Genomic DNA, 12,508 nt, shown 5'->3' with positions numbered 1-12,508 from the left:
CGTGGCGGTGCGTGACGTGGCGGTCGCCGCGATCGACCGACTGCTCGCCGACCCCGGGCTCCGCGCGTCCGTGATCGGGGACGCCCGCGTCGGCCTGGTCACGAACGACACCGCCGTCACCGCGGGCTTCGAGCGCACCGCCGACGCCCTGCAGCGCATCGGTGTGCGTCTCGCCCTGTTGTTCGGACCGGAGCACGGCATGCACGGCACGGGGCAGGCGGGGGAGTCCGAGGCTCTCGAACACGACCGCGCAACCGGCCTGCCCGTCGTCGACACGTACGAGCTCGACCCCGATCGACTGGCCGAGCGGATGGCCGCGTCGGGCATCGACCTCTTGCTCGTCGACCTGCCGGACATCGGGACGCGGTTCTGGACGTACCCGTGGACGATGGTCGACTGCCTCGTCGCCGCCGACCGCGCCGGCGTCCCGGTGGTCGTGCTCGACCGCCCGAACCCGATCGGCGGGACCCTCGTCGAGGGTCCAGGCCTCGATCCGGCGTTCGCGAGCTTCGTCGGACGGGTGGACGTCCCGATCCGGCACGGGCTGACCCTCGGCGAGCTCGCCAGGACGGCGGTCGCCACCGGCACCGGCGGCCTCCGGACGACCACGGCGCTCGACGTCGTCGAGGTCGCGGAGTGGGACGACCGCGCACCGTGGCCGCTCGACGGTGGGCCCTGGGTCACGCCGTCGCCGAACCTGCCGACACCGGACACCGCGTTCGTCTACCCCGGTACCGGGCTCGTCGAGGGCACCAACCTCAGCGAGGGGCGCGGGACGACCCGACCGTTCGAGACCGTCGGCGCACCGTGGCTCGACGACCGGTTCGTGCCGGCACTCCGCGAACTCGAGCTCCCCGGCGTCCGCTTCCGCGAGACCCGCTACCGGCCGACCTTCCACAAGTACGCGGGGGAGGTCGTGCGCGGGGTCGTCCTCCACGTGACGGACCGCGAGCGCTTCCGGCCGGTCCGGACCGGCCTCGCGATCATCGGGACCGCCGCGCGGCTGCACCCGGACGCGTTCGCCGTGCGGCCACAGCCCGCGGACGCCCCACCGGAGCCCGGCTGCCCGCTCGACCGCCTCTGGGGATCCGACCGACTCCGGCTCGCGCTCACCGCGGGTGACGACGTGGTCGGGTTCGCGGACGCGACGGACGACCGGGTGACCGCATGAGCCTGGAGGCTCGGCTCACCACGCTCCTCGACGTCGCGGTGGACGGCGGGGTCGCCTCCGCAGCGGCCGCCGTCGTGGTCGTCGACGGGAGCGTCGCGGCGCGGAGCGTCCGTGGCACGGTCGCGACGGTCGACGACGACGGTGCCGCGATACCCGCCGAGGCGCGCACCGCGGTCGCCGACGGAGCGCGCTTCGACCTGGCGTCCGTGACGAAGACGTACTCGGCGTACACGCTCCTCCGGCTCGTGGAGTCCGGTGTGCTCGGCCTCGACGACCCGATCGCGGAACACCTGCCCGACTACCGGACCGACCCGGACCGACGTGCCGTCACCCTCCGTCACCTGCTGACCCACACCTCCGGGCTCCCGGCGACCTGGTCCGGCTGGCGGGCTCCCTTCGACGCGGCGCTCGCCGCGCTGCCGGACGGTGCCCCGACCTTCCGGGCGTCGCCGCTGTCGGACCGGGCCGCTCTGCGGGCGGACCTGGCGCGCACGACGCTCACCGAGCCTCCCGGCCGGCACTGGGAGTACGCGTGCACCGGGTTCAACACGGCCATGCTCGTGGCGGAGGCCGCGACCGGCGAGCCGTGGGCCGACCTGGTCTCGCGCGAGACGCTCGTCCCGCTCGGGCTCGCCCACACGCGCTACCGACCGACCGATGCCGGGCTGCGGGACGACGTCGTCGCGACCGAGTACCAGCCGGAGCTGCACCGCGGCGTCGTGCGCGGCGACGTGCACGACGAGTCGTCGTGGTCACTCGGCGGCGCGACCGCGAACGCGGGGCTCTTCGCCGACGTCGACGACGTCGCGCGCTTCGGCGAGGTGCTCCGTCGTGGCGAGACCGAGGTCACCGCGCGGTGGATGTGGGACGACCAGCTACCCACGGTGACCGGACGGCCGGATCCACGCGGCGACGGGACGGGAGCCAGTCTCGGGCTCCGCGTCGGCGAGACGTCGTGGATGGGCGCCTCCGGCACGGCCTCGCGCGGGCACACCGGGTTCACGGGCACGTCGGTCCAGGTCGACCGGGATGCCGGACTGACGATCGTGCTGCTGACGAACCGGGTGCACCCCACACGACACGGGTCGGGTGTCACGGCGCTGCGTCGCGACGTCGCCGAACTGGCGTTCGCGTGCCGGTGAGCGTGGCCGGTGACGGCGGACCGCTCGTCACCTGGGTGCTCCTCGACCCCACCGGTGGCACGGTGTCCGAACGGGACGCCGACGTGGTGCTGCCAGCGGCCTCCACCATCAAGCTCGTCGTGCTCCTCGCCCTGCTCCTGGCGGTCGACGACGGCACGATCGCGCTGGACCGATCGGTCACGGTGTCCTCGACCACGGCGTCGGCGGCGGGCGGCGGCATCGTCGTCCGACCGGATCCCGAGGACGCCGACCCGGAGTTCCCGCCGGACGGTGCGGAGGCGACCGTCGCGGCGCTCGCCGGGATGATGATCGAACGGTCCTCGAACGAGGCGACCAACGTGCTCCTGGACCTGCTCGGTCCCGGACGGATCGCGGAGACCATCCGCGCGGCGGAGCTCAGCCGGACGGTCCTCGCCCGCAAGCTCGGCGACGTGCCGGCGCAGCGTGCGGGGCTCGAGAACCGGTCGTCCGCGTCCGACCTCGCCCGCACGATGCACCTGCTCGTGTCCGGTCGCATGCTCGCCGCGTCGAGCGCCGCGTTCGCGCGTGCGGTGCTCGCACGACAGCGTTTTCCGCACATCGCGCGCGAGCTGCCACCCGGTCGGTGGTGGGGGTCGAAGAGCGGGTGGGTCCCGGGGGTCGTGCACGACGTCGCCGCGTTCGCGACCACTGCGGACGCCGATGATGTGTCCGTCCTGGCGGTATGCACGCGCGGCTTCGACGAGGCACAGGGCGATGCGGTCATCCGGTCCGTGGGGAGCGTGTTGCGATCGTGTTTCCTGATCACGTAAACCATTGACGCAATTGCGTCGCGCTAGGTAACCTTCCGACAACTTCGCTCCCGAGACGAAGAACCACGGAAAGGATGCCGCTCATGACCGCCATCCCCACTCGGCCCGCTCGCCCCGCAGGAGCAGCACCGACGCGGCACCGCGGCCGGCGGGCCGGCGCCGCTCCGGTCGTGAGCCACGTCGTCCTCGTCATCGCGTCGATCGTCGTGCTGCTGCCGCTGCTGTTCGTCGTGTTCCTGTCGTTCAAGGACATCCCCGGCATCCTCGGCACCCCGCTGTCGTGGCCGGACGTGTTCCACGTCGAGAACTACCCGAACGCCTGGAACGAGGGCGACATCGGGCGTTTCCTCGCCAACACGATCATCGTCGCGTGCGTCACCGTCGCCGCGATCCTGGCGTTCTCGTCGCTCGCCGCGTTCGTGATCGCGCGCTACCGCTTCACGGGCAACCAGCTGCTGTACCTGTTCTTCGTGTCCGGCCTCGCGCTGCCGATCCAGATCATCGCGCTGCCGATCTTCATCCTCATCAAGAACCTCCACCTGCTGAACACGCTCACGTCGCTCGTCATCGTGTTCGCGTCCGGTGGGATCTCCTACAGCGTGTTCATCCTCGTCAACTTCATGCGGACGATCCCCTTCGAGCTGCAGGAGGCCGCGGTGATGGACGGTGCCGGCCCGCTGCGGATCTACTGGCACATCGTGCTGCCGCTGATCCGCCCGGCGCTCGGCATCGTCGCGATCTTCCAGTTCCTGTCGGCGTGGAAGGAGTTCTTCCTCCCGCTGCTCCTCGTGCAGGACCCGTCGAGCATGACCGTGCCCGTCGGCATCCTCTCCTTCGTCGGCGAGCACTCCACGGAGTGGCAACTCCTCCTCGCCGGTCTCGTCATCATCAGCCTGCCGACCCTCATCGGGTTCCTGCTCGTCGCGAAGCAGTTCCGACGGAACCTTGTCGGCGGCGGCGTCAAGGCCTGACCGCTTCCCCGACCGACCCCGAAAGCCGACCGAACCCGAAAGCCGACCGACCCCGAAAGGACGTCCGGAGCCATGCAACGAACGCACACCACCCGACACCGTCGCGGCAGGACCCTCGCGGTCGTCGGCGCCGTCGCCGCAGCCGCCATCGCCCTCGCCGGGTGTTCAGCGGGCGGGTCCGCCGCCGGTGCCGACAGCGGGGACTCGAGCGGGCCGACCGTGTCCGTCTGGTCGTGGCGCTCCCAGGACAAGCCCCTGTGGGAGAGCGTCCAGAAGAACCTGCGCGCCGAGGGCACCGACCTCACGATCAAGTTCCGGTCCATCTCCGCGACGTCCTACGACTCCGTGCTGAAGACCGCGATGAACGGTGGGAGCGGGCCGGACATCTTCTACGACCGCGCCGGCAACGGCACGCAGACGTACGCGGCGGCGGGGCTCGTCAAGCCGATCGACGACGTCGCCGACACCTCCGGCATGAAGCCGGCGTCGCTCGCGGCCGCGCAGTACGAGGGCAAGACGTACGGTGTCCCCTTCGCGGTCCAGACGATGTCGATGTTCTACAACAAGAAGATCCTCAAGGACGCCGGCATCGAGAAGCCGACCACGTGGAAGCAGTTCATCGCCGCGATGAAGAAGCTCAAGTCCAAGGGGACGACCCCGATGTACACGATGGGCGTCCAGCAGTGGCTGATGTCGCTCCAGCTGCAGGCGGTCGGCGCGTCCACGGTGAGCAACACCACCGCGCAGGCGATCACGGACAAGAAGTCGGACTACACGGACCCGGAGTTCGTGCAGTCGCTCGCCGCGTTCCAGGACCTCGCGCCGTACCTGCAGGACAACTGGCAGGCGACGGGCTCGGCCGGCAACGAGCAGGAGACGGCCTTCGCGCTCGGCAAGGCGGCGTTCATCATCGACGGCATCTTCGACACGGCGACGATTGACCAGGTGAACCCCGACCTCGACTACGGGCAGATGCTCGTCCCGTCGCCCAACGGCCAGAAGCCGAAGATCACCTGGTACGTCGACGGCAACATCTCGATGAACGCGAAGATCAGTGACTCGGCCGTGGAGAAGGCGTCCGAGAAGGTCATCGCCTACACGGCGACGAAGAAGTTCGGCAACGCGTTCTCGGACGTCGCGGGGGAGATCTCCCCGATCGCCGGGGTGACGATCCCGAAGAAGTACCCGCTCAGCCGACAGGCCGCGGAGTGGTTCGACACCCAGGCGGCGAACCCGATCATCGGGATCCGCTCGCCGATGGACACGCCGGACCCCGACCCGGCGTCGCTCTCGAAGAAGAAGACGGTGTCGACGACCTCGGGCGTGTACACGGCCGAGCAGGACGTCGTCGTGCCGCTCCTCGAGGGCAAGACGACCCCGCAGGAAGCCGCCGAGCACATCAACGGCAAGCTCGACTGGTACTTCGGGGCCAAGTGACCATGGCCACCATCACCGATTCCGGGAGGCGGGGCGGCACGCCCGCCCCGTCTCCCGCGGCTCCCTCGGACCAGCCAGCACCGCGGGTCCCCCGCGGGATGCCGAAGCGCCAGGTCGCGATCCTCGCCGCCTTCGTGGCACCGGCGTTCCTGCTCTTCGCGGTCTTCGTGGTGTTCCCGCTGCTCGACGGCGTCCGGTACAGCTTCTACAACTGGAACGGCACCGGCCCGCTGTCGAACTTCATCGGCCTCGGGAACTACACGTTCACGCTCTTCGACCCCTCGTTCGCCCCGGAGTTCTGGCGGGCGGTCGGCCACAACCTGTACTTCTTCGCCATCTCGATGGTCCTGACGCTCGTGTTCGGCATCGGGCTCGCGTACATGATGATGATCGTCAACGAGCGGGCGTCGCAGCGCTACTCGATCATCATGATGCTGCCGTTCACGCTGCCCCCGGTCGCGATCGCGTACATCTGGACGATCTACCTCGAACCGAACAGCGGCGTGCTGTACTCCGTGCTGCACGCGCTGCACCTCGACGCCCTCGCGCTGCCGTTCCTCGGGTCGACGACGCTCGCGCTCCCGACGATCGCCGTCATCACGGCGTGGGTCGGCATGGGCTTCCCGGTGCTGGTGTTCCTCGCGTCGCTGACCGAGGTGCCGCAGGACACGATGGACGCCGCAGCGCTCGACGGTGCCGGGCGGTTCCGGATCCTGTGGTCGGTCCTCATCCCGGCGATCCGACCGACGATCCTGCTCATCACGACGATGAACTTCATCGGCGCCTTCGGGACGTTCGACCTGATCTACATCATGCAGGGGAGCCAGGCCGGGCCGAGCGGCTCGACGGACGTCCTCGGCACGCTGTTCTACCGGACCGGCTTCGGTGGGTTCGGGACGACGGCGCAGTCGATGGGGCTCGCGACGGCGCTCGCCGTCGTCGGGTTCGTCATCGTGGTCGGCGTCTCGGCGGTCTTCCTCCGGCTGCAGAAGCGGTTCGCGGACTGAGCCACCACAGGACAGGAGGCTCGTGGCGGCACCGCCACGAGCCTCCCGTCCCTCACGCGCCCGCCGACGACGACGTGCCGGGGCCGACACCCCGGGGACTCCAAGAGCAACGAGAGCCGCGTGATGGTCGGGGTCAAAGAGGACGCAGGCTGTCGACGATCAGATGCAGGAGTCTGTCGAGTTGATCTTGCTGGGCCTCAGCCGAGTGGGTGACCAACGTCGATGCGAGGAGTGCTGCGATGTCGCCGGCCGGCACGTCGTCGCGGAATGTGCCGTCCTGGATGCCTGCATCGAGAAAGAGTCCGACTGTCGCCGTCAACGTGGCGCGGAGTGAGCCGGCATCGAGGTTGCCGGTGGTCATGATCTTGCTGAGGGTGTCGAGCATCCCGTGTTTGGTCCGGGACCACCGGGCGAAAGCGCCCAGCCATTCCCGGAATGCCTCGACGGGTTGCCTGGTGGCGAGCAACGTCGTCGAGGTCTCGCGCAGGTGAGCCATCTGATCGAGCGTCACCGCTTCCACGAGTGTTTCCCGCGTCGGGAAGTGCCGGTACAGAGTGCCGATGCCGACTCCCGCGGCCCGCGCGATCGTCTCCAACGCCACGGGGCCGGTGCCCTCGGCGAACAGCCGGGTCGCAGTGTCGAGCAGGGTCTGCCGGTTACGGCGTGCCTCGGCGATCCTTGCGCGGGGTCTCCGCTGCTGTTCGGCACTCATCGTTTGCACAGAATACCCGGGTCACGTATCGTCGATTTCAGTCGGAGGGTGCCTCCGAATAAGGAATTCGGAGATCTGATGGCAGAACAGACTGTGCTCATCACTGGTGGAACCAGCGGGATCGGGCTTGCGACAGCCCAGCTTCTGCACGAGCGAGGCGCACGGGTGGTCGTCACCGGGAGGAATCCGGACACGATCCGTACCGCCCGGGGGATCCTTCCGGAAGAGGTGGTGGTGGTGCAGGCGGACGCAGCATCGCTCGCGGACTCTGACCGGTTGGTGGCCGAGATCACGGAGCGATTCGGTGCACTCAGCGGTGTGTTCCTCAACGCCGGCATCAGTAAGGCGCTGCCGCTTGAAGCGATCGACGAAACGACCTACGACGAACTGTTCGCCACGAACACGAAGGGACAGTTCTTCACTCTGCAGAAGACCGCACCTCTGCTCACCGATGGTGCGTCCGTGGTGTTCATGGTCGGTATCGGTGCAACGCGCGGGATTGCCGGTGGCAGCGCCGCCGCCGGCAGTAAAGGAGCTCTCCTGTCGATGGTTCCTTCACTCGCGTTGGAGCTCGCGCCACGCCGGATCAGGGTCAATGCGGTCAGCCCGGGAGCGATCACGACACCGATATGGGCCAAGTCCGGATTGCCCCCAGAGCAGCTCTCCACGATCACCGAGTCGATGTCGACCGCGATTCCGCTCGGCCGCTTCGGTGCGGCCCGCGAAATCGCCGCGACAGTGGCTTTCCTCTTGTCCGACGACGCCGGCTACATCACGGGTGAGAACGTCGTCGTCGGCGGCGGGTCCGGATTGCACGCCTGACCGTGAGATCGAAGCACCGCTCGACGACACCGAGCGCCCGGTAGGGCATGTGGACGAGGCCCGAGCGGTTGACGCCGGTGGTGGCGGACCTGTCCGTCACGTCGTGACCGGCGTCCGTGCCAACCGGTCCCGCAGCCGGGCCGCGAGCTCGCGCTCGTCGGCGGCCACGAGCGCGAAGTCCCTGACCACCAGGCGCCCACCGACGACGACGTGCCGGGGCCGGCGCCCCGGTGACGCCCACAGCAGGCCGGCCACCGGGTCGTCGACACCGGCGTCGGCGACCCCGGACACGTCCCACACGCACAGGTCCCCGGCGGAACCCGCACCGAGGTGCCCGAGTTCCGGTCGGCCGAGGCCGAGGGCGGAGCCCTCCGTCGCCATGCCGAGCACCTGCCGGGCCGGGAGCTGCGGCCCGACCAGTGCCGACACCTGCATCGCGAGCCGGGCGTCCGCGAGCAGGTGCCCTGCGTCGTTGCTGCCGCCACCGCTCGTCCCGAGTCCGACCATGATCCCGGCGTCCGTGAGCCGTGCGACCGGGGCGATGCCCCACCCCATCGGCACGTCGCACCCCGGCGCGTGCGTCGCGGTCACGCCGGCGGCGGCGAGCCGGGCGATCTCGTCGTCGGTCACGTCGCACAGGTGCGCGATGGTCACGTCCGGCGCGAGCCAGCCCCAGTCCTCGAGCAGGTCGATCGGCCGTCGGCCGTACCGCTCGAGCGCGATGGCGGTGTCGACCTGCTCGTTCGCCTGCGTCCTGCGGCGGAGCCCGTGGCGTGCGGCCACGTCGCCGAGCGCGCGGAACGTCGCCTCACCGTCGGAGTGCACGCCCGCCGGTCCGACCGCGACCTGGAGCAGACCGTCGGGGTCGACACCGCCGACGGCGTCGGGGCGGAGCAGACCGGTCACGATCGCCTCGGCCGACGCGGCCGCGCGGTCCGGGTCGTCCCGCGCGGAGCCGCGGACGAACGCCAGGCGGCCACCGAGCGCTCGGACCGCCCCGGCCGTCGCGGCCGCCAGCGCGACCGTGTCGTCCGCGGACGCCGCGGCCGGCCAGTTCAGGTGGTGGTCGGCGATCGTGGTGACCCCGGACAGGAGGCCCTCCGCGGCTCCGACGGTCGCGGCGAGTCCGTAGAGCTCGGGATCGTGGCCGACCCGGCCGTACGCATCGGCCATGGTCGGCAGCCAGGTGGCCATCGGCACGCCGCGCGTTCCCGGGAGGGTCCGGAAGGCGGTCTGCAGCAGGTGGTGGTGGGCGTTGACGAGGCCGGGGGTGATGACGCAGCCGAAGGCGTCGAGGGTCGCGTGGTCCGGTGAGCCGTCGTCGACGAGGACGTCTCCGTCCCGCTCGGTCCTGGGGTCGACGAGGACGCGGCGTGCGCCGGTGACGGTGAGCATGGACCGGTTCTAGCAGCGGTGCGTTTCGGGGCGGTTTCGGGCTAGAGGTCGAGGACCAGGCGCGGGCAGCCCCGTGCCGCGCGGGACACGCAGATCATCATGGTGTGGTCGCCGGCCTGTTCCGCGGCGCTCAGCACGGCGTCGCGGTGGTCGACCGAGCCCTCGAGCACCGGCGTCTCGCAGGTGCCGCACGTGCCCTCGCGGCAGGACGACAGGACGAACACCCCGGCGTCCTCGGCGACCTCGAGCAGCGTGCGGTCCGCCGGCACGGCCAGGGTCATCCCGGACACGGCCAGCTCGGCCTCGAACTCCGTGCCGGGGAGCGTGGCGGCGTCGGAGGCCTCGAACCGTTCGACCCGGACGCTGCCGTCCGGCCAGTGCGACGCCGCCTCCTCGACCGCGTCCATCAGGCGCTTCGGGCCGCAGCAGTACACGACCGCGTCACGTGGCACGGCGAGCAGTGCATCGACGTCGAGTCGTGTGCCCTCGTCTGCCACGGCGAGCGACACCCGGCCCGGGTGGTCGGCCACGAGGTCCTCGGCGAAGGCCATCGCGTCCCGCCGGCGACCCGCGTAGTGCAGCTCCCACGGGGTCCCACGGAGTTCGGCCTCGGCGATCATCGCGGCGATCGGGGTGATGCCGATGCCGCCGGCGACGAACACCGCGGGTCGGTCGGGCTCGAAGGTGAAGTGGTTGCGCGGGCCGCCGACCGTCACGGTGCTCCCGACCTCGAGCGTGTCGTGGACGGCCACCGAGCCACCGCGGCCACCGTGCTCGCGGAGGACGGCCACCCGCCAGTGCCCGTCGTCCGTGGTGGTGACGAGCGAGTACTGCCGCTCGACGCCGGGTGCGACCTCGACGTCGAGGTGTGCGCCCGGCTGCCAGGTGGGGAGCGGCTCGGGGCCGACAGCGGCGAGGTCGATCGCGACGACGTCCGACGCGACGGTCCGGCGGGCGGCGATCCGGAGGGGGAATCGAGAGCTCATGCGCCGCCCTCCCCGCCGAACGGGCTCTGCTTGACCACGACGAGCTGGAACCGCCCGCCGTCCGGGCTGCACCACCGGTGCGGTGTGCCGCCGCGGTAGTACGCGGAGTCGCCCGGTTCCAGGTGCTGCACGCCGGAGCTGCCGAGGTCGAGGAGCAGCGAACCGGACAGCACGTAGAGGAACTCGTCCTCGCGGTGCTCGTAGTACTCGCCGGGGTCGGTGTTCATGCCGGTGAACTCGAGCGGTTCGAACGCGTGCCGGCCACCGTGCACGAGCAGGCGCGCCTCGCCCTTCGAGAACGGACCGCGGGCACCGTCGGCGGCGCGCAGGACGTCGGGGGAGCGGTCGTCGGGTTCGCGGTGCTGCGCGTCCCCGGCCGCGAGCAGCTCGACCTGGCTCGTGCCCAACGCGATCGCGATCTTCTCGAGCGAGACCATGCTGGCGCGGGAGTGCCCGCGTTCGAGCTGGCTGAGGAACGGGTGCGACAGCCCGGTGCGTTCGGCGAGCTGGACGAGGGTCTGGCCGTGCGACCGGCGCAGCGCGCGGATGTGCTCGCCGGTGCGGAGTGCCTGCTCGTCGACGACGCGGGTGTTCGTCGAGCCGGGCTCGATGAGGTCGGTGGGCACTGTTCCTCCGTCGGTCGGTCACGGGCGGGGTTTCACCGGGACGCGACCGTCACACATGGCAACCGCCGCGAAATACGTGGGAAACGTGGTCCTCATAGCATCAGCAATGTTGATGCGATCAACATTCTGACACATGATCGAGAGGGCGTTCCGATGCGGCCAACCCTGCCGAACGCACTTGCCCTGCTGCGCGGAGCGACACTGCCGGACGGGCGCACCGTCGACGTCCGGATCGACGGCGAGACCGTCGTCGAGGTCGCTACGGCCGGCTCCCTCACCGCCGATGCAGCGGCGACGTTCGACCTGCAGGGCCGGCTCCTGCTCACCGCGCCCGCCGAACCGCACGCGCACCTCGACAAGGCCCTGAGCTTCGACCGCATCCAGCCGCCGCTCGGCGACCTCGGGTCCGCGATCGAGGCGTGGGTCGACCACGCCGACGACATGACCGTGGCCGACATCGCGGATCGCGCACGGACGCAGGCACTCGCGATGCTCGCTGCCGGGACGACCTCCATCCGGACCCACGTCGACGTGTTGAGCGCCCGCGGGACCGCCGACGTGCAGGCGGCCACCCGTGGTGCGCGGGCGCTCGTGCAGGTCCGCCGCGAGCTCGCCGGGCTCGTCGACCTGGAGCTCGTCGCGCTCGCCGGACACCACGCGCCGGACGAGCACGTCGAGGCGGTCCTCGACCTCGGCGTCGACCTGGTCGGTGGCGCCCCGCACCTCGCCGACGACCCGGAGGCCGACCTCGTCCGGCTCCTCGCCATCGCCGAGCGGCGGGGCCTCGGCGTCGACCTGCACGCGGACGAGAGCCTGGACGGCCCCGTCACGCTCGACCGGTACGCGCAGATCGTGCGCGACTGGCCCCGCGACCGCCAGTACTCCGCTGGGCACTGCGTCCGGCTCGGCACGCTCGAACCCGGCCGTCTCGCCGACGTCGTCGCGGACGTGCTCGCCGCCGACATCGGGGTGATCTCCCTCCCGATCACGAACCTGTACCTGCAGGGCTGGCAGCACCCGGTGTCGACGCCCCGCGGACTCACCGCCCTGCGCGCCCTGCTCGACGCCGGCGTCCGCGTCGCCGCCGGAGCGGACAACGTCCGCGACCCGTTCAACCCCGTCGGCCGGTCCGACGCGTTCGAGACGGCATCGCTCCTGGTCACTGCCGGGCACCTGACGCCGGACGAGGCGTACGCGCTCGTCAGCGACGGCGCTCGCAGCGTGATGGGCCTGCCCGTCGCCGGCATCGCGCCAGGAGCGCGCGCGGACCTCGTCGCGGTGGACGCGACGAGCGTCGTCGACGCCGTGGCGAACGCGCCCGCCGACCGGGTGGTCATCGCGCACGGCCGACTCGTCGCCGTCACCGAGGTCCGCCGCAGCGTCGCTGCACCCGCGCTCGCAGCGCCCGTCGCCCCCGAACTCGTCCCCTGACCGGGCTTCCCGGCACG

General features: G+C 70.9%; 12 protein-coding genes. 8 read left to right on the top strand and 4 right to left on the bottom strand.

Annotated features, from left to right (window positions below; genetic code table 11):
- Window position 1: 1 nt before the first annotated feature.
- The 6 genes from ACEN9V_RS10655 to ACEN9V_RS10630 all read left to right on the top strand — a co-directional run bounded on the left by ACEN9V_RS10655 (window position 2) and on the right by ACEN9V_RS10630 (window position 6,519).
- The gene (locus ACEN9V_RS10655) at window positions 2-1,171 is read left to right on the top strand and encodes an exo-beta-N-acetylmuramidase NamZ domain-containing protein (RefSeq protein WP_413600290.1); all 1,170 of its coding nucleotides are present in this window, start codon (window positions 2-4) and stop codon (window positions 1,169-1,171) included.
- Window positions 1,168-2,313, top strand: a complete 1,146-nt coding sequence (locus tag ACEN9V_RS10650) for a serine hydrolase domain-containing protein (protein ID WP_413600289.1) — start codon at window positions 1,168-1,170, stop codon at window positions 2,311-2,313. The genes ACEN9V_RS10655 and ACEN9V_RS10650 overlap by 4 nt, the downstream gene beginning before the upstream one ends.
- Window positions 2,304-3,104, top strand: a complete 801-nt coding sequence (locus ACEN9V_RS10645; RefSeq protein WP_413600288.1) for a serine hydrolase — start codon at window positions 2,304-2,306, stop codon at window positions 3,102-3,104. The genes ACEN9V_RS10650 and ACEN9V_RS10645 overlap by 10 nt, the downstream gene beginning before the upstream one ends.
- Window positions 3,105-3,187: 83 nt before the next feature.
- Window positions 3,188-4,075 carry a carbohydrate ABC transporter permease gene (locus tag ACEN9V_RS10640; protein ID WP_281266499.1) on the top strand — a complete coding sequence of 296 codons (888 nt, stop codon included), beginning with the start codon at window positions 3,188-3,190 and terminating at the stop codon, window positions 4,073-4,075.
- Window positions 4,076-4,147: 72 nt separating this feature from the next.
- Complete coding sequence (locus ACEN9V_RS10635) at window positions 4,148-5,512, top strand: ABC transporter substrate-binding protein (RefSeq protein WP_413600287.1); 1,365 nt, start codon at window positions 4,148-4,150, stop codon at window positions 5,510-5,512.
- A gap of 98 nt (window positions 5,513-5,610) precedes the next feature.
- Window positions 5,611-6,519, top strand: a complete 909-nt coding sequence (locus tag ACEN9V_RS10630) for a carbohydrate ABC transporter permease (RefSeq protein ID WP_281266501.1) — start codon at window positions 5,611-5,613, stop codon at window positions 6,517-6,519.
- A gap of 133 nt (window positions 6,520-6,652) precedes the next feature.
- Here ACEN9V_RS10630 and ACEN9V_RS10625 read toward each other — a convergent pair whose 3' ends face one another.
- Window positions 6,653-7,231, bottom strand: a complete 579-nt coding sequence (locus ACEN9V_RS10625) for a TetR/AcrR family transcriptional regulator (RefSeq protein ID WP_413600286.1) — start codon at window positions 7,229-7,231, stop codon at window positions 6,653-6,655.
- 78 nt (window positions 7,232-7,309) lie between these two features.
- Between ACEN9V_RS10625 and ACEN9V_RS10620 the strand changes: the two genes are divergently transcribed.
- Complete coding sequence (locus ACEN9V_RS10620; RefSeq protein ID WP_413600285.1) at window positions 7,310-8,053, top strand: SDR family oxidoreductase; 744 nt, start codon at window positions 7,310-7,312, stop codon at window positions 8,051-8,053.
- 96 nt (window positions 8,054-8,149) lie between these two features.
- Here the strand turns inward: ACEN9V_RS10620 and ACEN9V_RS10615 are convergent, their stop codons facing one another.
- From ACEN9V_RS10615 to ACEN9V_RS10605, 3 genes are read right to left on the bottom strand one after another with little or no spacing between them, the layout of a single operon-like run.
- Window positions 8,150-9,448: an amidohydrolase family protein gene (locus ACEN9V_RS10615; RefSeq protein ID WP_413600284.1), complete on the bottom strand. Its 1,299-nt coding sequence runs from the start codon at window positions 9,446-9,448 to the stop codon at window positions 8,150-8,152.
- A gap of 41 nt (window positions 9,449-9,489) precedes the next feature.
- The gene (locus ACEN9V_RS10610) at window positions 9,490-10,434 is read right to left on the bottom strand and encodes a PDR/VanB family oxidoreductase (RefSeq protein WP_413600283.1); all 945 of its coding nucleotides are present in this window, start codon (window positions 10,432-10,434) and stop codon (window positions 9,490-9,492) included.
- Window positions 10,431-11,060 (bottom strand): cupin domain-containing protein, encoded by a 630-nt coding sequence (locus tag ACEN9V_RS10605; protein WP_413600282.1) that lies wholly within the window; start codon window positions 11,058-11,060, stop codon window positions 10,431-10,433. The genes ACEN9V_RS10610 and ACEN9V_RS10605 overlap by 4 nt, the downstream gene beginning before the upstream one ends.
- A 153-nt stretch (window positions 11,061-11,213) precedes the next feature.
- Here ACEN9V_RS10605 and ACEN9V_RS10600 point away from each other — a divergent pair, with 153 nt between their 5' ends.
- Window positions 11,214-12,491, top strand: a complete 1,278-nt coding sequence (locus ACEN9V_RS10600; protein ID WP_413600281.1) for an amidohydrolase family protein — start codon at window positions 11,214-11,216, stop codon at window positions 12,489-12,491.
- The last annotated feature ends 17 nt before the right edge of the window (window positions 12,492-12,508 follow it).

It is taken from the genome of Curtobacterium sp. Curtsp57 (genome assembly GCF_047324335.1).
GTDB lineage: Bacteria > Actinomycetota > Actinomycetes > Actinomycetales > Microbacteriaceae > Curtobacterium.
The sequence above is the reverse complement of the archived record's forward strand: the minus strand, read 5'-3'. Positions and strand labels throughout refer to the sequence as shown.